Genomic DNA, 26,397 nt, shown 5'->3' on the forward strand with positions numbered 1-26,397 from the left:
ACAATTTACGACCAACAATTCGTCTTAATAGCTTGATTCTTAGGTGATCGGTTGTTTTAGCGTATCAGGAATCTCACAAATTGGTATAGGAATCATCTTATGTTTATTGGCAGAATTGTACTTCTTATAAATGGTAAAAACTTCTGCTTCACGATTTTTGAAGTCCTCAATGCTTTTTCCTTTTTCATCCATTTTCATGGCCCACTCCAATTCGGGGTAAGAGGCGCCAATCTGATCCTCATCGGTTCTGTCGTCTCCCCAGAGTCCGTCTGTCGGAGGTGCCATTAGGATGTCTTTATTCACACCGAGGAAAGAACCTATCTCGTACACTTCTGTTTTCAGCAGGTCTGCAATAGGGCTGAGGTCTACCCCACCATCTCCGTATTTTGTGTAGAACCCAATCCCAAAATCTTCCACCTTATTACCCGTCCCTGCTACCAGATACCCTAATAAAGCTGCGAAGTAATAAAGGGTGGTCATTCTTAGTCTCGCACGGGTATTGGCTAGTGACATAAATCGTTCTTCCTCGTTATCTACTTTTGGTAAGGAATCCACCAACTGATCAAAGACAGGGGTGAGGTTTACCGGTTGCCTGCTCACATTGGGATATTTTTCCATCAGCCAGTCTATATGCCTGTCGGCTCTGGTAACCTGACTTTCCCCCTGGTGTATGGGCATTTCAACGCATAATACCTTCAGGCCCGTACGGGCACAGAGTGTAGAGGTGACCGCAGAATCTATTCCACCTGAAACTCCTACTACAAATCCTTTCATTCTGGCATTCAGGGTATAATCCTTTAACCATTCTACAATATGATCTACCACTTTGTCTGTTTGCATAATGCGCTTTTTTAAATTCAAATACTGTAACTTTGGCCCCGTAAAAATAACCCCTGTAAACCGAATATTAAAACAGATAAGGCTTTACTTTTTATGCAAAAGACAACAGTATGGGTTTTGGTAATTCTTGTTCTTTTCTCCGCTTGTAAGGAGGAAAAAGGAATTCCGGAAGCAATTGCAAACAGACCAGTAGCTCTGAATGTGCTCAGATTCGACAAGGAGTTTGCCGGGGCCACTCCGGCCACACTTCCAAAGATCAAACAAAAATACCCTTACTTTTTTCCTCCTCAGTATTCGGATAGTGTCTGGATCGCAAAACTGCAGGATAGTATACAGATGGAATTAAGGCAGGCAGTAGACAGTGCATTTACAGATTTTAAAGAGCAGGAGGAAGAATTAACACTACTTTTTAAACATATTACGTATTACTTCCCGAATTATCAGGTGCCGACCCTGATTACGCTTACTACAGATGTCGATTATGAAAACCGTATCATCCTTACTGATAGCCTGCTCCTGATAGGGTTGGATAATTATCTCGGGAAGAATCATAGGTTTTATGCGGGGATTGACCGGTATATTGCCAAGGGGCTGGAGAAAGAATACCTCGAAAGTGACATTGTAAGTGCACTTTCGAAAAAAATTATTCCTTATCCCGAGAATCGAAGTTTTTTGGCTCAAATGGTGTACTATGGAAAAGAACTTTATTTAAAAGACCTTCTTCTTTCATGGCAGTCTGATGAACAAAAGATAGGATACGAGCCAAATGAGTTAGTATGGGCGGAGGCGAACGAAGAACAAATCTGGCGATACTTCATTGAACGGGAGTTGCTTTTTAGCACCGACACCAAGTTGGGTCCCCGATTTCTGGATCCTGCACCTTTCTCAAAATTCAGACTTGAACTGGACAACGAATCCCCGGGACGTCTTGGAAGGTATATGGGGTGGAAAATCGTCAGAGCATTTATGGAAAGAACGAGTACTCCTGTTTCGGAATTGTGGAATTTACCCGCGGAAACCATCTTTAAACAATCAAATTATAAACCTCAGAAGTAAGAAAATGGCAAAAGAAGAGTCTTCAGAAATCACTTTAAGAATTACTCTTGATGAGAATCGGATTCCTGAAAAATTAAACTGGTCTGCAGAAGACGGAGGTATTGTAGATGAGGAAGCCAAGGCAATGTTGCTTTCCGTCTGGGATAGTAAAAATAAGGAGTCGCTTAAGATCGACCTCTGGACAAAAGACATGCCGCTGGATGAAATGAAGGTCTTTTTTCACCAGACTTTAGTGGCCCTTTCTGATACCTTTATGAAGGCAACTCAGGACGAGAAAATGACGGCCACTATGAAGGATTTTTGTTCATATTTTGCTGAAAAGCTCGAATTGAATGCTTGAACGATATAGGGGCCTAATTAGACATAGGTACCTCCATCAACAGGATTTTACATTCTTCCTGAATCTCAAACTCCACAGATTGGGTTTCCCATACTCCCAATCCATCTCTGTTATTTAAGGTCTCACCAGCTACCCTGCAGCTGCCTTCAAGGAGGAAAATATACAGTCCGTTAGTCTTATCCTGTAAATTCTTCCTGATCGTCAGACCAGGATCAAATTCCCCCAGATGAAACCATGCATCCTGGTGAATCCAGACCCCACTGTCTCCGGGATCAGGAGAGACAATCTGAAAGAATTGATTTTTAAAAGAAGCTTTGTCCAGGGTTATCTGATCATATCTGGGCGTAACATTCACTTTGTTGGGAAGTACCCATATTTGCAAAAATTTCACCTTTTTATCACGGTTCTTATTTCGTTCGCTATGTTCCACCCCGATGCCCGCACTCATCACCTGAATATCCCCTGCTTTAATTAGGGCTTTGTTGCCCATGCTGTCTTTGTGTTCGAGTTCTCCTTCCAGGGGGATAGAAATAATTTCCATATTTTGATGTGGATGTGTTCCAAATCCCATTCCGGGGGCTACTTCATCATCATTTAATACACGTAATACACCAAAATTCATCCGGGAAGATTCATAATAATTTCCAAAGCTAAATGTGTGATAACTACTAAGCCATCCATGGTTGGCAGATCCCCTTGTGTTTGCTTTATGGAGTATTTTCTTCATGATAGGTCAAGTATTAATTCTTATTTTAGAAGTAAGGTATTCTGTTATGTTTCGTCTACGAGGTCTGAAACCCATCCTTAAATAGAAATTTAAAAATCGTTATTTGTGCCCGGAGATCCAATTAAGAACTTACTTTTTGTTTACAATGCTGACTCAGGACTGATGAACGGCATCTTTGATGCCGCACATAAAGCTTTGAATCCCGAGACGTATCAATGCAGGCTCTGCGAACTGACCTATGGGAAATTCAGGGAGAAATCGATATGGAAAAGGTTTCGAAAGGAACATAACATCCCGATGGAATTTCTGCATAAGGATGAATTTTTAGCGCAATACTCCTCTAAATTCATGCCTCAGTACTCTTTCCCTGTTGTTCTTGAACTCTCTGACCATGAAATGAGTCTCTTTTTAGGTACTAAAGAAATCAACGAATTACAAAAGACCGAAGAATTGATCGAGGCAATCTGTAAAAGATTGGATTGATAAGATGATCTGACGTCGAATTAACTCTGGCTTTCAGGGGATTAAAGCTGCTGCTTGTAAAATTCAATATTTATTCCATCTATATAAGACAGGATCTCATCTCTCCCAAAAGCTTTGAGGGAGGAGGTCACAAAATACTGAGGAGCTTCTTCCCACAGGTCGTCAGTCATTGTTTTAAGGTACGCCTGAACCTGTCTGTCGATAGCCTTGGGTTTGAGTTTGTCTGCCTTTGTAAAAATGATGGAAAACGGGATCTGATTTTCTCCCATCCAGGCCATAAAATTGAGGTCTATGGGTTGGGGTTCATGACGTATGTCGATAAGTACGAATGCACTTAGAAGCTGGGATCTTTTTAAAAAGTACTCCGTAATATATTTTTGAAAGGTTTTTTTGTCTTTTTTCGATACCCTGGCATAGCCATATCCCGGTAGATCTACTAAAAACCAGTTCTTATTGATTTTAAAGTGATTGATCAGCTGGGTCTTACCTGGCCTGCCCGAAGTCTTAGCCAGTGACTTACGCTGAGTAAGCATATTGATCAGCGAACTTTTTCCTACATTGGATCGGCCTATAAAGGCGTATTCGGGAATGGGATCAGAAGGGCAATGGGCAACACTGGAATTGCTCATGACAAAGTCGGCCGACTTTATTTTCATGATTTGCGGATTTAGAATTTACGCTTCTCCAGCCATTTGGCAAGAATTTCATTGAATTCATCGGGATGTTCCATCATAGGGGCATGTCCGCATTTCTCAATCCAGAATAAATCCGAATCGGGGAGAAGTTCATGAAACTCTTTGGCTACATTGGGAGGCGTCACAGAATCGTTTTCCCCCCAGATAATACATGTAGGGGTAAGCATATGAGGCAGGTCTTTGGACATATTATGCCTGATGGCACTTTTGGCGATTGCCAGAGTTTTAACCAGTTTCATCCTATCATTTACAGTGGCAAATACCTCATCGACTATTTCTTTGGTCGCAACCGCAGGATCATAGAATACGTCCTGAGCTTTCTTCTTTATAAATTCATAATCCCCACGTTTGGGATACCCATCTCCCATGGCACTTTCATATAGGCCGGAACTACCGGTGATGACCAGTGCCTTCACCATTTCAGGGTATAGTTTGGTATGTAGTAATCCAATATGTCCGCCTAAAGAGTTTCCCAAAAGAATAACATCTTTTAGCCCTTTGTATTCGATGAACTGCTCGAGGTATTTGGCAAAATTCTTAACGTTGGTCTTGAGCATTGGCATGCTGTAGATTGGCAATTCGGGAACGAGTACCTGATACCCTTTTTCAGGAAAGTAATTGGTTACACCCTCAAAATTACTCAGCCCTCCCATCAACCCGTGAAGTATGATCATAGGTGTGCCTTCACCGACTTCTATATATCGGTATTTCCCATCGGTCTTAATTGAATTCTCCATGCTCGACAGCTTCGGTTGTCAGTTGGCAAATATAGGCATTTCCCTCATATGGGGCCATTTAATTGAGATGACCATGAATTGTCACTACATCTTAGCTTAAAATACTTTGAGGTATTGCCGACCAATGTATTTAACACAATTACAGGGGTAGGTTCAAAGGTTAAATATTCCAATTTTTATGAACAAAGTGGTAATTTGTGGTAAATTGTGGTAATAATTTCTATATATTTGAGTTTATATACGGTAGACCAACCAGATTTGAATGATCAATTTCATTGGAACATATGAATGCAAGGCCGATGTAAAAGGGAGGGTAATGATACCTGTCACCCTTAAGAATCAAATGGCTCCCGTAATAAACAAGGGCTTTGTGATCAAGCGCTCTGTTTTTCAGCCTTGCCTGGAACTTTATCCCATGGAAGAATGGAATCTGCTTATGCAGAAAATGAATCGGAAAAATCGATTCAAGAAAAAGAACAACGATTTTATAAGAAGGTTCTCAGCCGGGGTTAAACCTGTTGAGATTGATGCCACTGGCCGATTGTTGATTCCAAAAAACCTTATTGCCATTGCAGGTATTTCCAAGGAAGTGGTGCTGAGTTCGGCAATTAATATAATTGAAATCTGGGATAAGGACAGCTACGAAAAAGTACTGGATGAAACAGCTGAGAATTTTGCAGAATTAGCTGAAGAAGTAATGGGTGAAGATGGTGATGAGTTATCATAATCCGGTATTGCTGGGTCCTTCAGTGGAAGGGCTCAACATAAAAAAAGATGGTGTCTATGTAGACATCACGTTTGGAGGAGGAGGTCATTCCAAAGCTATATTGGAAAGATTGGGAAAAGAAGGAAGGTTGATCGCTTTTGATCAGGATGAAGACGCTCTGGACAATGAGATAAAAGATGACCGATTTACACTGATCAATGAAAATTTCAGGTACCTCGGTCAGTTTTTAAAGTTCTATGGAATTCGGAAAGTGAATGGAATACTTGCAGATTTCGGTGTTTCCTCACATCAATTCGACAGTGCAAAGCGCGGTTTTTCTACTCGTTTTGAAGGCGATCTGGACATGAGGATGTCTCAGAGAAATGAACTGTCGGCTTACGAAGTGATCAACGAATACCCGGCTAAGGATTTGGGGCGGGTTTTAAAGGTCTATGGCGAACTCAGAAATGCCGAAGCTATGGCCAGGAGCTTGGTTGAGGCAAGAGAAAAGAATCCTGTAAAGACCTCGTCAGAACTGAAGCAGGTATTAAAAAGGTTTTTACCTGCACATAAAGAGCATAAAATTCTGGCCCAGATTTATCAGGCGGTGAGAATTGAAGTGAATCAGGAATTGGAGGCCATAAAAGAATTTCTGCTTCAGACACCGGATTTGCTCGTTGAAGGAGGGCGCTTGAGTATCATCAGTTACCATTCACTGGAAGACAGATTGGTAAAACGGTTTATCCTAACGGGAAACTTTGAAGGGGAATTGGAAAAGGATTTTTATGGTAAACCGATAAAGCCATTTAAAAAAGTAGGAAATCTGGTCGTCCCTACAGAAGAGGAGATCAAAGAAAACAACAGGGCACGAAGTGCCAAGTTGAGAATTGCAGAACGCATTTAAAAATATTGAGCAACGAAATGAAAAAAGGAATCGTATCCATTTTAAAAGGTAAGTTTCTCGTTAGTGGGGACGCTCCAAAAAACTGGCTGTTCCTTGTATTTGCTTCATTCCTGGCAACAGTGATGATATCGAGCTCCCACAGTGCCGACAGAAAAGTACATCAGCTTGCTTCTCTTAACGAAGAAGTAAAGGAATTGCGTAGTCAATTTGTGGAAATGCGCTCGGATGTACAAAAGCTAAAATTAGAGTCGACTGTACGTTTAACCGTAGCAGAAAAAGGTCTGCTCCCGTCCGAGACCCCGCCAAAGAAGATCAAAGTAAAATCAACCCTCCCTTAAATGGCATTTTCCAGTAAGCACATTTTAACCAGGTTATATCTCGTTGCCGGAGGTCTCTTCCTTTTTGGCGGCCTGGTTCTGTTTAAGCTGGTGAGTATTCAAATGGTGCAGGGTGATAAATACAAAGAACTGGCTTTGCAGCGAACAGAGAAAATGTTCACTATCCCACCTAACCGGGGGAATCTATATTCTGATGACGGAAGTTTGCTCGCCACTTCTGTTTCCAAATACGCTATCAGATTTGATGCTGTTACGGTAAAAGACGAGGATTTTCAACGGTATGCCGGGCCCCTTGCTGCCAAACTGGGTGCTTTATTAAATAGGCCCGCATCTCATTTTGAACGCCTTCTTCGCAAAGCAAAAGCCAATAAAAACAGATATGCTCTCATCGCCCGAAACCTGGATTACTCCCAGTATATGAGCATTAAAGAGTTTCCGCTTTTTAATATGGGACCATACAGGGGTGGACTCATAGTAGATCAGAAAACAGTACGCGAACACCCTTTGGGAAAGATTGCTGAACGGAGTGTAGGATACGAGCGGTTTGATGAAAACGGCTATGTTACCCGTGTAGGCCTTGAAGGTGCTTTTGGCGAATACCTGAGAGGGAAAGAGGGGAAGCGACTCAAGCAAAAAATTGCCAAAGGGCAATGGAAGCCTATCGGACTTGACAATATTATAGAGCCTCAGGATGGGTACGATGTTATTTCTACCATTGATATCAACATTCAGGACATCGCCCATCATGCCTTGCTCAGGCAGCTGGAAAAATACAAAGCTGACCATGGCTCTGTTATCGTTATGGAGACCCATACAGGAGAGATTAAAGCAATTTCCAATTTGGGCAGGACGGCTGATGACAAATACTACGAAAGATTGAATTATGCTGTTGGAGAATCACATGAGCCTGGATCGACATTTAAACTGATGTCACTGGTGGCAGCTCTGGAAGATAAAGTGGTAGATACCAGCAGCATTATAGATACAGAAAAAGGGAGGTGGCGCCTTTACGACCGAATCGTGAGAGATTCAAAACACGGGGGATATGGTAAGATTTCTGTAGCTGAAGCTTTTGAAGTTTCATCCAATACGGCCTTCGCCAAAATGATCCACAATAATTATAAGCACAATCCCCAGGCATTTGTCAACCGACTTATGCAAATGGACCTGCATAAAGATCTCGGTCTTCCAATAAAGGGAGAAGGGGTGCCGGTACTAAGAAATCCTGGCGACAAAGGCTGGTCTGGAATTTCTTTGGCATGGATGTCTCACGGCTATGAAGTGGCCATGACTCCCCTCCAGATACTTGCTTTTTACAATGCCATTGCGAACGACGGAGAACTTCTCAGGCCCAGACTTATTAAGGAAGTAAAAGAGTGGAATAATACAATTCAGGAATTTGACAAGGAAGTAATCAACCCTGCCATATGTTCTAAGGAGACAGTGCGAAAAGTACAGCAATTACTAAAAAATGTCGTGGAGCGAGAGCATGGAACAGGACACAAATTATATGCTGCGGACTTTTCTATGGCTGGTAAAACAGGTACGGCCCAAAAGAATTATGTAGGGAAAGATCCTGACAAACTAAGGTACATTTCCACCTTTGCAGGTTATTTCCCCGCTGATAATCCTAAGTATTCCTGCATAGTGGTCATCCATGAACCGGATAAGAGTGTAGGCTACTACGGAGCCGATGTGTCAGGGCCCGTATTCAAATCCATAGCACAAAAGATTTATTCAAATAATCCACTGGTTGATGAGGTAGCAGACCTCGAACCCTATAATGAGGCACTTGAACAGGCCTATGAATCTTATTATCAGGAAGCGCAGAAGGAATTGACGATCATGCCCAATTTAAAAGGTATGAGTGGGATGGATGCCATTTCCATCCTGGAAAACCTCGGCCTGGAGGTAGAAGTAAAAGGCAATGGAAAAGTAAAGAAGCAATCGGTTAGTCAGGGAACCCGTCTTAATCAGGTTTCTAAAATAGTTCTCGAACTCTCATGAAGTCATTAAAAGACATATTATATGGAGTTAGCCTTACGGCGGTTAGCGGTACTACCGCCAAGCTCGTGAATCAAATATGTTTTGATTCCAGAATGGTTGCTCTTGATGATGTGTTTGTGGCTATAAGAGGAACACAATCCGACGGACACGATTATATAGAAAAAGCCATTGCGAAAGGAGCCAATGCAATCATTTGTGAGCAATTGCCGAATAAGCTGGTCAATGAGGTGAGCTATATTGAAGTAAGTGATACTAAAAAGGCACTGGCTATTATGGCCTCAAATTTTTATGAGAATCCCTCTAAAAATTTAAAATTAATAGGGGTCACGGGTACCAACGGGAAAACAACGGTAAGTACCCTTTTATACCAACTCTTTAAAAAAGCCGGATTTAAGGTAGGGCTGTTATCAACCATTAGGATCATGGTAGACGACAAGGAGTACGACACTCTACACACTACCCCTGACGCCCTTACCATAAATTACCATTTATCCCTGATGAGTGAGGAAGGAGTGGAATACTGCTTTATGGAAGCTAGCTCGCATGGCATCGATCAGAAACGTACAGAAGGCCTTGTTTTTGCAGGAGCCATTTTTACGAATCTCTCCCATGATCACCTCGATTACCACAAATCTTTTGCCGATTACAGAGATGCAAAAAAGACCTTGTTTGATCACCTGCCTAAAACAGCCTTTGCCTTATCAAATATGGATGATAAGAACGGCCTGATCATGTTACAGAATACCAAGGCCAGAAAATTCACATACGCCCTAAAATCCTATGCTGATTACCGGGCACAAATCCTGGAAAATCAATTTAGCGGGCAACTGCTGAAGATTGATAACAATGAATTATGGACTAAGCTCATTGGGAATTTCAATGCTTACAATGTTCTGGCGATTTATGCTACAGCTGATTTACTTGGGTTAGATAAGCTCGAAACCCTGAAGTTGCTAAGTGAGCTGGAAAATGTAAGTGGAAGATTTCAATACTATATATCAAAGAATCGCATAACGGCTATTGTTGATTATGCCCATACGCCGGACGCTTTAAAAAATGTACTGGAAACAATCAGTGCATTGAGGACTGGAAATGAAAACGTCATCACCGTAGTGGGGTGTGGTGGTGATCGTGACAAGTCTAAGCGTCCGGTAATGGGGCATATCGCTACCTCCCTTAGTAACAAGGTTATTTTCACCAGCGACAATCCAAGGACGGAACCTCCCGCCAACATTATTTCAGAAATGGAAGCAGGGGTAGAACCCCAGAACACAATGAAGGTGCTGTCTATTGAAAACAGGAAACAGGCTATTAAAACGGCCTGCCAACTTGCCGATGCAAAGGATATAATACTCCTGGCCGGGAAAGGACATGAAACCTACCAGGAAACTAATGGCAACAGGACTGATTTTGATGATTTTAAAATCGTCAAGCAAGTATTGAAGGATCTAAAAAAATAGTGAGAAAAACGTATGCTGTATTATTTGTTTGAATACTTAGAAAAACAATACCAGTTCCCGGGGGCGACACTCTTCCAGTTTCTCTCCTTCAGGGCAGCTATGGCAGTATTGCTTTCCCTTATTCTGGCCACAACTCTTGGAAAGCGCATCATTCTTTTTCTCAGAAAGAAACAAATAGGTGAGACTGTGCGTGATCTCGGACTCGACGGACAACAGCAAAAACAGGGAACACCCACTATGGGCGGACTTATCATTATTATGTCTACCCTGGTACCTGTACTTCTCTTCGCCCGACTTGATAATGTGTACGTAGTCCTGTTAATTATAACAACCCTATGGATGGGAATTATCGGATTTATAGATGACTATATAAAAATATTTAGAAAGAATAAACAAGGCCTTAAGGGTCGTTTCAAAATCCTGGGACAAGTAGTCTTAGGCCTGGTTGTGGGAGCTACCCTCTTTTTCCACCCCGAGGTGACCATGAAGGAAAAGAACAGAACAATCATCACAGAGAGTTTTGAAGTTCAGGAGGTAGAAGGCAAGGAATTAAAATCGACCAAGACCAATGTTCCCTTTTTTAAGAACAATGAGCTCGATTACGGGAATTTGATTTCATGGATTGGAGGAGATGTACAAAACTACGCCTGGCTCATCTTTATCCCCATAGTGATATTTATTGTGACCGCGGTTTCCAACGGAGCCAACCTCACTGATGGAATCGATGGCCTGGCCGCAGGTACTTCTGCTATTATAGTCTTAACTCTGGGCATTTTTGCCTGGGTATCGGGTAATATCATTTTCTCAGACTATCTCGATATTTTTTATATCCCCAGAGCGGGAGAGCTGGTGGTGTTTATTTCAGCTTTTGTAGGGGCACTGGTCGGATTCCTTTGGTACAATGCCTTCCCTGCCCAGGTATTTATGGGGGATACTGGAAGTTTAACCATAGGAGGTGTGATTGCAGTTATTGCCATCATCGTACGAAAGGAATTACTGATACCTCTGCTGTGCGGGATTTTCTTCGCCGAGTCGCTCTCAGTAATGATGCAGGTTAGTTATTTCAAATACACAAAGAAAAAATACGGAGAAGGGAAGCGCATATTTCTGATGTCGCCTCTTCACCACCATTATCAAAAAAAAGGATATCACGAAAGCAAGATTGTCACCAGATTCTGGATTATCGGAATCTTACTGGCCATTGTGACCATTGTAACCTTAAAAGTGAGGTAAATGGAGCGATTAGTGATCCTGGGAGGAGGCGAAAGTGGCGTCGGTACGGCCATCCTGGGGAAGCAGAAGGGGTATGAAGTCTTTGTCTCAGACAAAGGCCTGCTAAAGAAAAAATATAAAGACGTTCTTATACATGATGGATTGGAATGGGAAGAAGGAGGACATACCGAGACTAAGATTTTGAATGCCGACCTGGTGATGAAGAGTCCCGGAATCCCAGATAGAGTTCCTCTGGTTCAGAAACTGGTTAATAAAGGTATTCCAGTGATATCGGAGATCGAATTTGCATCGAGATATACAAAGGCAACTATCATCGGGATCACAGGTAGTAATGGAAAGACTACCACGACCATGCTCACACATCACATCCTTGAACAAGCTGGCTATTCGGTTGGAATGGCTGGAAATATCGGGGATAGTTTTGCAAGGATGGTAGCTGAAACCGAGAAGGAGTACTATGTACTTGAAATAAGCAGCTTCCAACTCGACGGAATCACTTCTTTCAGGCCGCATATTGCGATGATAACTAACATCACTCCTGATCATTTAGATCGATATGAAAATGATTTTCTAAAGTATGTCGCTTCTAAATTCAGGATAACCGAAAACCAGAGCAGCAAGGATTTTTTAATCTACGATGCCGAAGACGAAGCAATAATCGCTCACCTCGAAAGTCACCCAATCCAAGCCAATAAACTACCCTTTTCACTGAAGAAGGAAGGGGATATAGGAACATATATAAAAGACAAACAATTTGTAATAAAGACACAAGAAGACACTATGGAACTAGCATCAGATTCACTTGCATTAGAAGGTCGGCACAACCTTAAAAATACCATGGCGGCCATTACGGCGGCGAAACTGGTGGGGATCCGTAAAGAAACCATCCGTGATAGTATTCAAAACTTTCAGGGTGCTGCACACAGGCTTGAAAAAGTCCTGAAAATTCATCATGTGCAGTATATCAACGATTCAAAAGCGACTAATGTCAATGCAACTTATTATGCACTCGACAGCATGACTACCCCAACCGTATGGATAGTTGGGGGTGTTGATAAAGGAAATGACTATAAGTCCCTTATGCCCCTCGTGCGTGAGAAGGTAAAGGCAATAATTTGCCTTGGGGAAGACAATTCCAAACTCAGACAGACCTTCGTCAATGCTGTGGATATTTTTGTCGAAACCTTTGCCATGTCTGAGGCTGTTAAAGTAGCCTACAAAATTGCAGAACGTGGTGACACGGTGTTGCTCTCCCCTGCATGTGCAAGTTTCGATCTTTTTGAAAACTATGAGGACAGGGGAAATCAGTTTAAAGAAGCCATTAAAAATCTATAGATCCTGAAATTTCTAAGACACATACAAGGCGATAAAGTAATTTGGGCAGTAGTAGCACTCCTGGCCCTATTCTCTTTCCTACCGGTATATAGTGCCAGTAGTAACCTGGTATATGTGGTAGGAAATGGAACCACAATGGGGCACCTGATGAAACACGGCCTCTTACTTTTTTTGGGATTCGGAATAATTTACGGTGTTCATAAGATTCCCTCTCATTATTTCAAAGGCCTTTCTATTATAGCCATGCCCGTAGTCCTCGCCTTACTGGTGTATACTCTTGCTCAGGGAACAACAATTGAAGGAGCCAATGCAAGTCGTTGGATAAGGTTGCCACTGGTAGGGATCACTTTTCAGACATCTACACTGGCTTCAGTGGTACTCATGGTATATATCGCCCGGTATCTATCCAAAATAAAAGATCGCGAAGTAACCTTTAGAGAAAGTATTTTACCCTTATGGGCTCCGGTTTTTCTCATTGTCGTTTTGATTTTGCCGGCTAATTTTTCAACGGCAGCTATCCTATTTTTTATGGTGTTGGTTCTATGTTTCCTTGGAGGTTATCCCTTAAAATACTTGTCGGCGATGATAGGCTTTGGGTTGATCGGACTTATGTTCTTTGTTCTTATCGCCAAAGCGGCCCCCGATCTTTTTCCCAACAGAGTAGATACCTGGATGAGTCGGATTGAAAGTTTCTGGGACCCTGCGGATACTGAGGCAGATTACCAGATTGAAAAGGCCAAAATAGCAATTTCCAGTGGCGGACTTGTAGGGAACGGAGCCGGGAAAAGTGTAATGAAGAATTTCCTGCCGCAGAGCTCCTCTGATTTTATTTATGCCATCATCGTTGAGGAATATGGTCTTATAGGAGGCTTTTCCCTGATGTTTTTTTATATGCTGTTGCTTTTTAGAATTGTGGTAGTGGCTAATGCCAACGAGTCGGTTTTTGGAAAGTTACTGGTGGTGGGTGTCGGACTTCCTATTGTATTTCAGGCCTTGATAAATATGGCTGTGGCTGTTGAACTGTTTCCGGTTACCGGACAAACGCTGCCTCTGATTAGTTCCGGAGGGACTTCCATCTGGATGACATGCCTGGCGATAGGTATTGTACTGAGTGCAAGTAGAAAGAAAGCAAATGATTTAGATGAATCGGAAGTAGATGAGAATAACCCTTTAGAAGTCTTAAGTGGGCAACTATAAGTTTATCCTCTCCGGAGGAGGTACCGGAGGTCATATATATCCGGCGATTGCAATCGCCAATGAGCTGAAAAAGCGATTTCCGGAAGCTGAGTTTTTGTTTGTGGGGGCGAAAGACAAGATGGAGATGGAGAAGGTCCCTCAGGCTGGTTACCAAATAAAAGGATTATGGATAAGTGGTTTACAGAGAAGACTGACGTGGAAGAATTTGCTCTTCCCAATTAAAGTGATTAGTAGTTTGATAAAAGCGAGGAACATAGTGAACACTTTTAAACCCGATGTGGTCATTGGAACTGGTGGATTTGCCAGTGGTCCTGTGCTTAGAGTCGCATCCGGGAAGGGGATTCCCTGCCTTCTGCAGGAACAGAATTCCTATGCTGGAATCACCAATAAACTCCTGGCTTCAAGAGTGAGCAAAATATGTGTAGCCTATAATGGGATGGATAAGTTCTTCCCGAAGGAGAAGATCGTCCTCACCGGAAACCCGGTGAGATCAACCCTCGTTCAGTTGCCCGCAGAGGCGGGGCCGTCCTATGGGTATTTCGAGCTGGATCCGACTAAAAAGACCTTATTGATTTTGGGGGGGAGCCTGGGATCGCGGAGAATCAATGAACTCATTGAAAACCATCTGTCGTATTTCGCAGACTCGGGGTTACAGTTGGTTTGGCAATGTGGATCTATGTATTACGAGAAGTACAAACAATACAACAGTGAAAATGTAAAGGTCTACGGATATCTCAATCAAATGGAACACGGTTACAGGATATCAGATATCATCATCTCCAGGTCGGGAGCAGGCTCAGTATCCGAACTGTGTCTGGTGGGCAAACCCGTGCTTTTTATCCCTTCACCAAATGTGGCCGAAGACCATCAGACCAAAAATGCGCTGGCATTGGTAAACGTGAATGCAGCTGAAATGGTGGCCGAAAAGGATCTTGAAACCAAATTTAAATCCTCATTCGAAGAACTATTGCAATCAGATCGAAAAAGGGAAGAACTGAGTGAAAATATAAAGAAAATGGCCTTGCCCAGGGCCACCGAACATATTGTGGATGAAATTGAAAAATTAATTGAGTCAGGATCATGAGGAAATTTGATTTTCTTAGGGTGTATTTTATTGGTATCGGTGGGATAGGTATGTCTGCCCTGGCCCGGTATTTTACTTTTTTGGGTACATCCGTAGCCGGCTATGACAAGACTTCTACCCCCCTGACCCGGGAATTGGAAGCTCTTGGAATTGATATCCATTACTCGGATGACCTGTCGCTGATTCCCGAATCCTTTTTTAATACCAAAGAAACACTGGTGGTGTATACGCCGGCAGTACCAAAAGACTTAAAGGAATGGCTCTATTTTACGGAAAAGGGATTTACGGTAAAAAAGAGGTCTGAAGTGCTGGGAATGATTACCCGGGAGACCTTTTGTTTTGCAGTCGCAGGTACTCATGGAAAAACGACCACTTCCAGTATACTGGCTCATCTTCTCAGGGAAACAGGAACTCCGCTTACGGCTTTTTTGGGAGGGATATCCGAGGATTTCAACAGTAATTTTATATGGGAAGGTAATCAGTACTCTGTTGTGGAGGCCGATGAATTTGACAGATCTTTTCTTCAGCTAGAGCCCGATGTGGCCTGTATTACTTCCATGGATGCTGATCACCTCGATATATATGGAAATAATGAAGCCCTGCAAATGTCCTTCAGAGAGTTCGCAGCCAAGCTCAAACCCAATGGGAAATTATTTGTCAGGAAGGGCCTCCCCATTCAGGGGATCACTTATGGGATAGATGATAACTCGGATTATTGTATAAAAAACATCAGAATTGAACATGGTACCTACATTTTTGATTTGGGCACCCCTGACACTATTTTGAAAGGGGTGAAATTCAACAAACCAGGCAGGCATAACCTGTTAAACGGTTTGGTGGCTTTCGCAATGGCGATTCAGGCTGGTCCCCCGCTGGATCGCCTTGCAGAAGCTTTGGAAACATTTAAAGGTGTTCAGCGAAGATTCTCCTATAAGATCAAGGAAGAAAATCTGATTTTTATTGATGACTATGCGCATCATCCCACAGAAATTGACGCTGTTTTTGAGGCGATTAAAGAGATGCATCCCAATACTAAGATCCTAACTGTTTTTCAACCACATCTCTATTCCAGAACTCGTGATTTCCTTGAGGAATTCGCCAGAAGCTTGTCCAGGTTCGACAGTGTTATTCTTCTGGATATTTATCCGGCCCGTGAAAAACCTATCCCCGGAGTAAGCTCCCAGGGATTACTTGATCTTATTCAAAATCCCAGGAAAAAGTTGATAGCAAAACAAGACTTGGCAAATGAAATAATAGCACAAAAACCACAGGTCCTGGTAACTCTTGGAGCAGGGGATATCGGACTTGAAGTAGAATCATTAAAACAAGCATTGGAATATGAAAATTAATTGGAACTATATTAAGGTCTTGATTCTAATATTCTGCATAACAGGACTTTATGCATTCTCGAATAAAAGAAATCTCAAAAGACCCGTAAAGGAAATGGAGATCATATTTGAAGGAGACAACAATTTATACCTCTCTGAGGAGATGGTTAATAAATTGTTAATACAAAATTATGGTAGTGTCCTCAAGCTGGGCAAAGAAAAATTAGTTTTGAATACTATAGAAAAGGTCATTGAGACCCATGATATGGTAAAAAGCGCCCAGGTATATCTTACTATTGATGACAAACTTACATCTAAAATTTTCCAAAGGCAGCCCATAGGTCGTGTAGAGGGGATTAAAACATTTTACCTTGATGAGGAAGGTAAATCTATGCCTTTATCCAGGCTGCATTCTGCCCGTGTGCCAATAATCACCGGAGAGATTACAGGTAAGAGTCTGGATGATGTTTTTGAAATATTAAAATATATCAACCAGGATGATTTTTTGCGAAAAAACGTAATTGGGATACATGTAGAGGCCGAGGAAAGGTATCAATTGAAGTTTCGAGTAGAGGATTTCATAGTTGACCTGGGAAATGTGGAAGATCTGGAAAAGAAATTTAAAAATTTTAAAGCCTTTTATGCCAAGGCTCTAAAGGATAAATCCCTGAGGGACTATGCAGTAGTGAATTTGGAATTTGACAATCAAGTAGTGTGTACTAAAATTTAAGACCATGGAACAAGAAAATTACTCAGTTGGCCTCGATATCGGAACTACTAAAATAGTAGCGATCATCGGTAAAGAAAATGAATACGGCAAAATAGAAGTACTTGGGATAGGTCGTTCTAAAAGTCTTGGCGTGCATAGGGGCGTGGTGAATAACATCACCCAGACAATTAAATCTATTCAGCAGGCCGTGGAACAGGCCGAAGCTGATGCCGGACTTAAGATAGGATCTGTTGTCGTGGGTATTGCCGGACAACATATTCGCAGTTTGCAGCACAGTGATTATATCACCAGGGCGAATTCTGAAGAAGTTATCAATGAAGACGACCTGGATAAACTCTGTAACCAGGTTTACAAGTTAGTGATGTTGCCCGGGGAAGAAATTATCCATGTACTGCCTCAGGAATACAAGGTAGACGGGCAGGCTGAAATAAAACAACCTATAGGGATGTACGGAGGACGCCTGGAAGCGAACTTTCATGTAGTAGTGGGCCAGGTATCCTCTATAAAAAATATTGGAAGATGTATTAAAAGTGCAGGCCTCGATTTGTACAATATCACTCTGGAGCCACTGGCATCCTCCGAGGCTGTATTAAGTCAGGAAGAAAAAGAAGCAGGGGTGGCCCTGATCGATATCGGGGGGGGTACCACAGACCTGGCGATTTTTAAAGATGGGATTATAAGGCATACAGCGGTTATACCTTTTGGAGGAAACGTGATCACCGAAGATATAAAGGAAGGATGCTCTATTATAGAAAAACAGGCTGAGCTTTTGAAAATGAAATTCGGTTCTGCCTGGCCGGGAGAAAACAAGGACAATGAAATTGTTTCTATCCCCGGATTGAGAGGAAGGGAGCCTAAGGAAATTACACTGAAGAATTTGTCAAAGATTATCCATGCCCGTGTGGTCGAGATCGTAGAACAGGTCTATGTTGAGATTAAGAATTACGGCCATGAAGAACAAAAGAAAAAATTAATTGCCGGCATCGTCCTCACCGGTGGAGGTAGCCAGTTGAAACACCTGAAACAACTGGTAGAATACATCACCGGAATGGACACCCGTATTGGATACCCCAACGAGCATCTGGCAGGAGATTCAGATGCAGAGATCGCCAGTCCCCTTTATGCCACCGCAGTAGGATTATTGATGAATGCCGTTGAGAATAAGGATAAGCGCAGGTTAAAGACCCTGGAGGAAGAAAAAGAGAGAGAGATGGTTTTAGAAGGGCACGAAGAGGTGGGTGCAAGCGCGTCTGCCAGAAAAGAACGAAAATCAGTATTTGACAGGTGGTCTGAAAAGCTCAAGGATTTTCTAGACAACGCAGAATAAAGTAAAGTATATCATTTAACCAGTAATAAAAGTATCATGAACAAGAACACCGAATTTGAAAGTATTTCCTTTGACCTCCCCAAGAATCAAAGTAATGTAATAAAAGTGATCGGCGTTGGCGGTGGTGGTAGCAATGCCATAAATTATATGTTCCAGGCGGGAATCAATGGAGTTGATTTTGTCATCTGCAATACAGATTCCCAGGCACTCCAAAATAGCCCGGTACCCAATAAGATTCAGCTAGGGGTTTCCCTGACAGAAGGACTGGGAGCAGGGGCCAACCCTGAAGTAGGGGAGCAGGCAGCAGTTGAGAGCATGGAAGAAATAAAACGCATGCTCGATACCACAACAAAAATGATTTTCATTACAGCCGGAATGGGTGGGGGAACAGGTACTGGTGCTGCTCCTGTCATCGCAAAACAGGCAAAGTCAATGGATGTTTTAACTGTGGGAATCGTTACAATGCCCTTCCAGTTTGAAGGTAAAATGAGGTGTCAGCAGGCGCAAAAAGGAATTGAGCGCCTTCGGGAGCACGTAGATTCCCTGATCATCATCAACAATAATAAGCTCAGGGAAGTATATGGGAATCTCGGATTTAAAGCCGGTTTCTCCAAGGCAGATGAAGTTCTGGCGACTGCAGCCCGTGGAATTGCAGAAGTTATTACACACCATTATACTCAAAATATAGATTTAAGGGATGCCAAAACAGTGCTTTCGAACAGTGGTACTGCTATTATGGGATCATCCATGGCTTCAGGTTCAGCCAGGGCTCAGGAGGCCATCATGAAAGCGCTCGATTCTCCCCTGCTCAATGACAATAAGATCAATGGAGCGAAAAATGTACTGTTATTAATAGTCTCAGGTACAAAAGAAATTACAATAGATGAGATAGGAGAGATCAATGATCACATTCAAATAGAGGCAGGTCACGGCGCTAATATAATCATGGGGGTAGGTGAGGACGAAACTCTAGGAGATGCTATAGCCGTTACTGTTATTGCAACGGGTTTTAACGTGGACCAGCAGGATGAAATCGTCAATACCGAATCCAAAAAAATCATCCATACCCTGGAAGAAGACCAAAAGGCCGAACAACAGCTTATGGAGTCTGAACAGGTGGTTCATGAGCTGGTCATGGAAGAGGAAGAAACTGAGCCTATTGTAAAGCACGTTTTAGAAATTGAGGAAGAAATGGATTTGATTCCTACTACTAATTTCATTAGAAATTTCAACGTCTTTTATGATGAAGTAGTAGCTGAAGATATCGATGAAGATAGTTTTGTGATTATTGATTCAAAGGAAGCTCTATTTGACATCGAAGTTGTCGATCCTGTAACCGTTTCCTCAAAAGAGAGCAAGGAGCAGATCAGCATGAGTTTTGATATGCCCCTATCCAAAGAAGGAGAACCTGAAGAAGAGGAAGATAAAGAGCACGTGATTACTTTTTCCCTTGATGAAGACATCAGTGATATAGATGTAAATGAACATATCGAAGTAATTCCTGTATTAGAGTACAATAAAGAAGGAGAAAAACGGTACAGCCTTGACGATTATATGGAGCTTGAATCCAAGTTAACCGGCGCTCGTTCCAAGGCAGAGGATTTCGATCCAAAGATTGTTGAGGATGAACTTGTTTTTGAACACAAAACCGTAAGTGCCTACGAACAATCAAATAAAGAAATGAATCCGGAGGAGATCGATCCGATGTCTTCACCTATAGAAGAACTATTGAAGGCCAGGGCCGACGAACGCAGGAAAAAACTTAAGGATTTCAATTATAAGTTTCAGAATAGTATGGGCCATATTGAAGAAATTGAAAAGGAACCCGCTTATAAACGTCAGGGAGTTAATTTGAACGACAACCCTAAGGAGGGAAAGGTTTCCAGGACAACACTGGGTGAGGATAGCAATGATGAAATTCAAATGCGTTCTAACAATTCATTTTTACACGATAATGTAGACTAGTTAATTTTGATTGGTTGTTTCAACCGTTCTAAAACCCGAGATGATTCCCTTCGTTTCGGGTTTATTTTTTAACTTCACATCACTAAAAATAAAGGGTTATGAGCTTACAGGATAAGGTAATGCAGGAAATGAAGACAGCGATGAAAGCGAAGGATACTGTTGCTTTGGAGTCGCTTCGGGCCATAAAATCGGCACTTTTGTTAGCCCAAACCGATAAAGGAGGGGGAAAAGGACTCACTGAAGAAGAAGAGATAAAAATGGTTCAGCGTTTAGTGAAGCAGAGGAAAGACAGTGCAGCAATCTTTACCGAACAAGGTCGGAAAGACCTTGCAGAAGCAGAGATGTCTCAGGTCGCTGTTATCGAGAAATTCCTTCCAGAACAGCTTGGGGAAGCAGAAATTGAAAAGGTAGTGGTGTCTACAATAGAGGAAATGGGGGCAAGTGGAATGAAAGATATGGGGCCTGTGATGGGTCAGGTATCTAAAAAACTTGCAGGGAAAGCAGATGGAAAGACGATCTCGGGGATTGTCAGAAAGCATTTGAACTAAGTAGTAGCGTCGTGGATACTTCTGAACTTAGGGCACTATTACAATCCGCAATCACAAGGACGGAAAAACGAATAAAGCAATACAGCGATTTAAGCGGTCCTGTGGCTCCCGACAATGCCATCGGCAGGGTATCGAGGATGGATGCTATTAACAATAAGGGAGTCATGGAAGCGGCCCTGCGCAAGGCTGAAGAACAATTAAAAGGCCTGGAACGCAATTTCTCCCTGCTGGATACTGAAGATTTTGGAAAATGCATGAAATGCACGGCAGAGATTCCTATTGAACGTATTTTATTAGCTCCGGAAAGTTCTTTTTGTGTAAATTGCGCTCGCTAAGAAAAAGGCAGATAAAGGCCGCGTAGTTCAACTGGATAGAATATCAGATTTCGGCTCTGAGGGTTGGGGGTTCGAATCCTCCCGCGGTCACTACAAGCACCAAACCCCGCAACGGAAGTTGCGGGGTTTTTAGTTTCCTAAAGCGCCAATTTAAGCATGCTTAAAGCTGGCGCTAGGGAAACTAAAACCGCATGGGACAGGGCCCATGCAGGGTTGGTATTTCCAGAGGGGAGTGCCGTGAGGCTCATCGAACGGTAGTGAGGTAATCCATTGCGAAGCGAAGTCTTCTTTTTTTGGTTTTCAACCCCCCTGCCTGCCTGAGACGATCAGCTTGGGGAATATTTCCTTACCACTTTTCCTTATTCTGATTCTGTTCTGAGTTTTAAATAAAAGCTTGATTCAGCTATCTTAGTAAAGATTAAATTCTTCATGAAAACCGGAATAGGAGCACGAATAAGCACAATATTAGCATATCCTTAACAGTGGGAAGCAAATCATTATTTAATTTTGAAATTATGGGAGGTAACAGTTTAAAGATCACTTTTTCTTTATTGCTACTCGGTCTATTCCTTTTAGGCAAGGGAATAAGTTATCACCCATTATCCCATAGTGATGAAGCCGACACTGAAAAATGCGAATTGTGCCTGTTTTCAGTATTAAGTGAATCATTTCTTTACGATACCCCCGCCCAGGCAGTAAAACCTGCTATTGTATTCAACGTCCCCTCTCAAGGACATTTGGAAAGCAGGGACGCGTTTTTTAAAGAAGATAATTTCTTTCCATCCCTTTTTAGTCGACCTCCCCCCGCTCTATAGGTCTATACAGACAACTTGAGCAATACTCTTTTGCATTCCTGGGATGCAGGCCATATTAATTTATTATTTCATCTAATGTCTTTCAGACTCTTATATTTTTTGAGCGCTTTGCTCCTGCCGTTTATATTGATAGGGCAGAAATGCAACGATAAACTTACCGGAAAGGTTCTCGATTTTCACAATAAGACCCCCCTGGTTGGTGCAACGCTGGTTATTTCAGATATGAATGTATCGGCTTTTACAGACCTAAACGGGCAATATGTCTTTAAAGATATATGTAGTGGAGACTATGAGATAGAAGTCATGCACCCTGATTGCAGAACCCTTATTTTTCCTGTTACGATCTCAGGGGAGACAGAAAAGGATTTTTTCCTTGAACATCACCTGGAAGAATTAGATGAGGTACAGGTCGTTGGAGGTGCTGTTGTAAAAAAGACCAACTCCGGAATTGAAGAACGGCTCGATAATGAGACGCTGATCAGGTATAGTGGGGGTAGTTTGGGTGATGCATTAAATGAAATCAGCGGTGTCTCCAGCTTAAATACCGGGGCAACAATAGTGAAGCCTGTAATTCACGGATTAAACGGAAGCAGGGTCCTGGTTCTGAATGATGGAGTACGTATGCAGGATATGGAATGGGGAGATGAACACGCACCCAATGTAGACATCAATTCGGCCAGTGCCATTTCAGTTGTAAAAGGGGCCGCTGCGCTTCAATATGGGGGAGATGCGGTAGGAGGTGTTATCCTGATGGAGCAGGAAATCATGCCGGCTAAGGATACACTCTATGGTAAGACCATCCTTAACGGAATGACCAACGGACGTGGGGGATCAATATCCTCTGAACTATCGAAGGTCTTCGAAAACCAATGGTTTGCCAAAGTCCAGGGATCCTATAAACGCCTCGGGGATCAGGAAGCCCCGGATTATATTTTATCCAATACGGGTATCCGGGAAACCGGTATATCGCTGCAGGCTGGGAAGAAGACCTTTAACTGGGGCATAGACGCCCGGTTTTCTTACTACGATGCAGAAATCGCTATCCTAAGGGCCTCACATATCGGTAATGTCGATGATCTGATCAGAAGTATCAACAGTGGTACCCCCCAGATTATACGGTCCTTTACGTACGACTTGCAAAATCCAAGGCAGCAGGTTACCCATTACCTGGGAAAAATAGCCTTGTATAAAAGATTTCAGGGCCTTGGAAAATGGAGTCTACAATACGATTTTCAGGATAATCGAAGGCTGGAGTACGACGTAAGACGTGGTGAACTTGATGATAGAGCTTCTCTCGACCTCCAACTAACTACCCATACGATCAATACTGATTTTAAGTGGGATGCCAATGAAAGGTTAGAGATGCAGTTAGGTCTAATGGGGAGGTACCAGGATAATTTTCCTAATCCAGATACAGGTGTACGCAGGCTTATCCCGGATTATGAGAAATTCGATTTGGGTATTTTTAGTATTGCTGAGTATAGAATTTCCCAGGATTGGAACCTAGATGCCGGATTTCGGTACGATTTTTCCCGTATCGATGCCACCAAGTTTTATCTAACCAGCAGGTGGGAAGAAAGGGGCTACGATCAGGATTTCAGTGATATCATTATAGAAGACCTGGATACTCAGTTGCTGACCAACCCTGTACTCGATTTCAATAATTTTTCGGGAACGGCAGGTGTAAAATATAACAAAGACAACAATACCTTTTTTAGACTTAATTACGCCCTGGCGCAACGAGCACCTAACCCATCTGAACTTTTTAGTGACGGCCTTCATCATTCCGCAGCACGTATTGAATTGGGAGACCTGAGAATCAATAGCGAAACTTCCAGTAAGATTTCACTTTCCTATGAAAAGCGAAATACAAACTGGGGCTTTACCCTTGAACCTTACGCAAATTTTGTTTCAGATTTTATTGTCCTCGAACCAACCGGGGTTGAGTTTACCATTCGAGGTGCATTTCCCGTTTGGTCGTATCGTCAGACAGACAGTCGACTTATAGGCCTCGATGCATCTGCCTACATAGATTGGAGTGATCGATGGGAAACCGACCATCAGTTTTCCATAGTGAAAGGAAAGGATACGGAGAACGATATCGCCTTGATCAATATCCCATCGGCTAACTTTAGGAACAGGATCCGTTTTGTAAAAAGAGAATGGAACGGGTTGGAAGTAGCTCTGATGAGTAACCTGGTATTCCGGCAAAATGAATTCCCTCCGAACATAGTGGTATTCTCCCCTGAGGAGCAACAAGATGTGTTGTTGGAGATTAACACTCCACCCGATGCATACCATCTGCTGGGCTTTACCTCTAAGATGGACTTTTCCCTTGGAGATTCAGCGGCATTGACGGCTTCCGTTAACGTAAATAATATATTCGATACATCTTTCAGGGACTATTTAAACAGACAACGATTTTTTGCCGATGGAATGGGCAGAAACATTCAATTACAATTAATATTTAACTATTAAAATAAATCATGACTATGAAAAACATTAAATTCTTTACGCTTGTACTACTTTCAGGATTTCTTTTTACTTCATGTTCTGACGACGACAATCCGGTTCCGGTAAATGAAGAAGAGATAATTACGACCATAACAGTTACCCTGGTCCCCAATGGAGGGGGTGACACCATAACCTTGCAAAGCAGGGATCTCGACGGTGACGGGCCAGACGCCCCCGTGGTGACCGTTTCAGGCAATTTTGTAGCGAATACGGTATACGGAGGAGCGATAGTTATACTCAATGAAACGGAGTCACCTGCAGAGAATATTACGGATGAAGTGGAAGCGGAAGACGAAGAACACCAGTTTTTTTATACGATTAGTGGCGGACTTGATGCCACTACGGATTACGCCAATTTTGATGACGATGGAAATCCTTTGGGAACGCTATTTACTCTGAGTACAGGAGCAGCCAGTACAGGAACCCTTGGTTTTACCCTGCGTCATGAGCCTACAAAACCAAATACAGGCTTGGCAGATGCAGGAGGAGAAACCGATTTAGCCGTTACATTTTCCGTAACAATAGACTAGTCGGTTCAAGGGCGTTTATTATCAAGGGTAATAACCTGAATTAGCTAAACCCTTTAATTAATCGGATTTATATATCCGGTTGATTGAGGAGTTTTTTAATTAGGTTTGCCTTCTTTGAAGGAAGGGGATGAGACTGTCTTTGTGTTCGCTTTCATTTTTTTCAGGATTTCTGCAATGATAATCTTGGCGTGTATCCTTGAGTTTTCTATAAACCATTTATGAGTCTCCATCCCGCCACAGATTACCCCGGCAAGATAGAGGCCTTTTATATTGGTCTCCATAGTTTCCGGATTGTAATCAGGGAGTCTTTTCTCATCTTCGGATAATTGGATGCCCATGGTCTCTAAAAACTCAAAATTTGGCATGTATCCTGTAAGTGCCAGGACAAAATCATTAGGAAGTTCAACCTCCCCTTCTGGGGTGTTGAGGATGATCACATCGGGTCTTATCTCTGAAACGGTAGTATTATAATAGGCCTTAATACTTCCTTCTTCTATTCGGTTAATGATATCGGGTCTTACCCAGTATTTTACTCTTTGACCCACCTCAGGGCCTCTAATAATCATGGTAACATCAGCACCTTTACGCCAGCATTCCAGGGCGGCATCCACTGCAGAATTACTGGCCCCTACTACGGCTAGTTTCTGGCTGGCGTAAAAGTGAGGGTCTTTGTAGTAATGTGATACCTTCGGCAGTTCTTCACCGGGAACATTAAGTTTGTTGGGCAGGTCATAAAACCCTGTGGATATGATCACTTGCCTTGCACCATACGTTTCTTTCTCTGTTTTTACCTCAAATTCTTCGTTGTATTTCTTTACTGAGCTAACCTTTTCAAAAAGATGGATATTCAGCTTATTTGAGGTTACAATTCTCCTGTAATATTCCAGGGCCTCATTTCGCTTTGGCTTGGCTTCTTTGCTGATAAAAGGGATCTCATCTATCTCCAATTTTTCGGAAGATGAAAAAAACTGCATGTTCACAGGATAATTAAACAGGGAATTTACAATAGGTCCTTTTTCAATGATCAGGTACGACAATCCCTTTTTTTGAGCTTCCAGTCCGCATGCAATTCCAATAGGTCCTCCCCCTACGATAATCAGATCAAAATCCTTCTTCATTTTTTCTTTCGTAATCAGATAAATTATTTCAACATCACAAAACTA

At 42.4% G+C, this 26,397-nt stretch carries 26 protein-coding genes and 1 tRNA gene; 22 read left to right on the forward strand and 5 right to left on the reverse strand.

What is annotated here, in order from left to right:
* Positions 1–39: 39 nt before the first annotated feature.
* Positions 40–840: an NAD(+) synthase gene (gene nadE / locus ACA086_RS10275; protein WP_371003218.1), complete on the reverse strand. Its 801-nt coding sequence runs from the start codon at positions 838–840 to the stop codon at positions 40–42.
* A 93-nt stretch (positions 841–933) separates the two neighbouring features.
* On the opposite strand from nadE, the gene gldB reads away from it, so the two are divergent.
* Both gldB and gldC read left to right on the forward strand, forming a co-directional pair.
* Positions 934–1,896, forward strand: coding sequence for a gliding motility lipoprotein GldB (gene gldB / locus ACA086_RS10280; protein WP_371003219.1), 963 nt, complete (start codon positions 934–936; stop codon positions 1,894–1,896).
* Between the two features lie 4 nt (positions 1,897–1,900).
* Positions 1,901–2,236 carry a gliding motility protein GldC gene (gldC, locus tag ACA086_RS10285; RefSeq protein ID WP_371003220.1) on the forward strand — a complete coding sequence of 112 codons (336 nt, stop codon included), beginning with the start codon at positions 1,901–1,903 and terminating at the stop codon, positions 2,234–2,236.
* Between the two features lie 13 nt (positions 2,237–2,249).
* Here gldC and ACA086_RS10290 read toward each other — a convergent pair whose 3' ends face one another.
* A complete protein-coding gene (locus ACA086_RS10290) occupies positions 2,250–2,963 on the reverse strand; it encodes a pirin family protein (protein WP_371003221.1) in 714 nt (237 codons plus the stop codon).
* Positions 2,964–3,068: 105 nt separating this feature from the next.
* Here ACA086_RS10290 and ACA086_RS10295 point away from each other — a divergent pair, with 105 nt between their 5' ends.
* Complete coding sequence (locus ACA086_RS10295; protein ID WP_371003222.1) at positions 3,069–3,446, forward strand: GTPase; 378 nt, start codon at positions 3,069–3,071, stop codon at positions 3,444–3,446.
* Positions 3,447–3,487: 41 nt separating this feature from the next.
* Here the strand turns inward: ACA086_RS10295 and yihA are convergent, their stop codons facing one another.
* A complete protein-coding gene (yihA, locus tag ACA086_RS10300) occupies positions 3,488–4,102 on the reverse strand; it encodes a ribosome biogenesis GTP-binding protein YihA/YsxC (protein WP_371003224.1) in 615 nt (204 codons plus the stop codon).
* An 11-nt stretch (positions 4,103–4,113) separates the two neighbouring features.
* Positions 4,114–4,878 (reverse strand): alpha/beta fold hydrolase, encoded by a 765-nt coding sequence (locus ACA086_RS10305; RefSeq protein ID WP_371003226.1) that lies wholly within the window; start codon positions 4,876–4,878, stop codon positions 4,114–4,116.
* Between the two features lie 262 nt (positions 4,879–5,140).
* Between ACA086_RS10305 and mraZ the strand changes: the two genes are divergently transcribed.
* From mraZ to ACA086_RS10400, 19 genes are all read left to right on the forward strand, one after another.
* Positions 5,141–5,605 (forward strand): division/cell wall cluster transcriptional repressor MraZ, encoded by a 465-nt coding sequence (gene mraZ / locus ACA086_RS10310; protein ID WP_369747085.1) that lies wholly within the window; start codon positions 5,141–5,143, stop codon positions 5,603–5,605.
* Entirely contained in the window at positions 5,592–6,488 is an 897-nt protein-coding gene (gene rsmH, locus ACA086_RS10315) for a 16S rRNA (cytosine(1402)-N(4))-methyltransferase RsmH (RefSeq protein WP_371003227.1), read from the forward strand. Before mraZ ends, rsmH begins: the two co-directional genes overlap by 14 nt.
* A gap of 17 nt (positions 6,489–6,505) precedes the next feature.
* The gene (locus ACA086_RS10320; protein WP_371003228.1) at positions 6,506–6,826 is read left to right on the forward strand and encodes an FtsL-like putative cell division protein; all 321 of its coding nucleotides are present in this window, start codon (positions 6,506–6,508) and stop codon (positions 6,824–6,826) included.
* A complete protein-coding gene (locus ACA086_RS10325; RefSeq protein ID WP_371003229.1) occupies positions 6,827–8,833 on the forward strand; it encodes a penicillin-binding protein in 2,007 nt (668 codons plus the stop codon).
* The gene (locus ACA086_RS10330) at positions 8,830–10,293 is read left to right on the forward strand and encodes a UDP-N-acetylmuramoyl-L-alanyl-D-glutamate--2,6-diaminopimelate ligase (RefSeq protein WP_371003230.1); all 1,464 of its coding nucleotides are present in this window, start codon (positions 8,830–8,832) and stop codon (positions 10,291–10,293) included. Before ACA086_RS10325 ends, ACA086_RS10330 begins: the two co-directional genes overlap by 4 nt.
* Before the next feature lie 12 nt (positions 10,294–10,305).
* Positions 10,306–11,526, forward strand: coding sequence for a phospho-N-acetylmuramoyl-pentapeptide-transferase (gene mraY, locus ACA086_RS10335; RefSeq protein WP_369747090.1), 1,221 nt, complete (start codon positions 10,306–10,308; stop codon positions 11,524–11,526).
* The gene (murD, locus tag ACA086_RS10340; protein ID WP_371003231.1) at positions 11,527–12,861 is read left to right on the forward strand and encodes a UDP-N-acetylmuramoyl-L-alanine--D-glutamate ligase; all 1,335 of its coding nucleotides are present in this window, start codon (positions 11,527–11,529) and stop codon (positions 12,859–12,861) included.
* Positions 12,862–14,058, forward strand: a complete 1,197-nt coding sequence (locus tag ACA086_RS10345; protein ID WP_371003282.1) for an FtsW/RodA/SpoVE family cell cycle protein — start codon at positions 12,862–12,864, stop codon at positions 14,056–14,058. It abuts the gene before it with no gap.
* Positions 14,045–15,142, forward strand: a complete 1,098-nt coding sequence (gene murG / locus ACA086_RS10350) for an undecaprenyldiphospho-muramoylpentapeptide beta-N-acetylglucosaminyltransferase (protein WP_371003232.1) — start codon at positions 14,045–14,047, stop codon at positions 15,140–15,142. The genes ACA086_RS10345 and murG overlap by 14 nt, the downstream gene beginning before the upstream one ends.
* Positions 15,139–16,491 (forward strand): UDP-N-acetylmuramate--L-alanine ligase, encoded by a 1,353-nt coding sequence (gene murC, locus ACA086_RS10355; protein ID WP_371003233.1) that lies wholly within the window; start codon positions 15,139–15,141, stop codon positions 16,489–16,491. Before murG ends, murC begins: the two co-directional genes overlap by 4 nt.
* Positions 16,492–16,585: 94 nt before the next feature.
* Positions 16,586–17,200: a cell division protein FtsQ/DivIB gene (locus tag ACA086_RS10360; protein WP_369747094.1), complete on the forward strand. Its 615-nt coding sequence runs from the start codon at positions 16,586–16,588 to the stop codon at positions 17,198–17,200.
* 4 nt (positions 17,201–17,204) lie between these two features.
* Positions 17,205–18,527 (forward strand): cell division protein FtsA, encoded by a 1,323-nt coding sequence (ftsA, locus tag ACA086_RS10365; protein WP_371003234.1) that lies wholly within the window; start codon positions 17,205–17,207, stop codon positions 18,525–18,527.
* A gap of 36 nt (positions 18,528–18,563) precedes the next feature.
* Positions 18,564–20,492 (forward strand): cell division protein FtsZ, encoded by a 1,929-nt coding sequence (ftsZ, locus tag ACA086_RS10370; RefSeq protein ID WP_371003235.1) that lies wholly within the window; start codon positions 18,564–18,566, stop codon positions 20,490–20,492.
* 98 nt (positions 20,493–20,590) lie between these two features.
* Entirely contained in the window at positions 20,591–21,040 is a 450-nt protein-coding gene (locus ACA086_RS10375; RefSeq protein ID WP_371003236.1) for a GatB/YqeY domain-containing protein, read from the forward strand.
* Positions 21,041–21,051: 11 nt separating this feature from the next.
* Positions 21,052–21,375, forward strand: a complete 324-nt coding sequence (locus tag ACA086_RS10380; protein WP_371003237.1) for a TraR/DksA family transcriptional regulator — start codon at positions 21,052–21,054, stop codon at positions 21,373–21,375.
* 16 nt (positions 21,376–21,391) lie between these two features.
* A tRNA-Arg gene (locus ACA086_RS10385) sits at positions 21,392–21,465 on the forward strand.
* 425 nt (positions 21,466–21,890) lie between these two features.
* Positions 21,891–22,190 carry a hypothetical protein gene (locus ACA086_RS10390; protein WP_371003238.1) on the forward strand — a complete coding sequence of 100 codons (300 nt, stop codon included), beginning with the start codon at positions 21,891–21,893 and terminating at the stop codon, positions 22,188–22,190.
* A gap of 75 nt (positions 22,191–22,265) precedes the next feature.
* Complete coding sequence (locus tag ACA086_RS10395; RefSeq protein ID WP_371003239.1) at positions 22,266–24,668, forward strand: TonB-dependent receptor domain-containing protein; 2,403 nt, start codon at positions 22,266–22,268, stop codon at positions 24,666–24,668.
* Positions 24,669–24,682: 14 nt separating this feature from the next.
* Positions 24,683–25,234 carry a type 1 periplasmic binding fold superfamily protein gene (locus ACA086_RS10400; protein WP_371003240.1) on the forward strand — a complete coding sequence of 184 codons (552 nt, stop codon included), beginning with the start codon at positions 24,683–24,685 and terminating at the stop codon, positions 25,232–25,234.
* Between the two features lie 95 nt (positions 25,235–25,329).
* Here the strand turns inward: ACA086_RS10400 and ACA086_RS10405 are convergent, their stop codons facing one another.
* A complete protein-coding gene (locus ACA086_RS10405) occupies positions 25,330–26,352 on the reverse strand; it encodes a YpdA family putative bacillithiol disulfide reductase (RefSeq protein ID WP_371003241.1) in 1,023 nt (340 codons plus the stop codon).
* Positions 26,353–26,397: the final 45 nt, after the last annotated feature.

Source organism: Muriicola sp. E247, assembly GCF_041358175.1.
In the GTDB taxonomy this organism is placed as follows: Bacteria; Bacteroidota; Bacteroidia; order Flavobacteriales; family Flavobacteriaceae; genus Muriicola.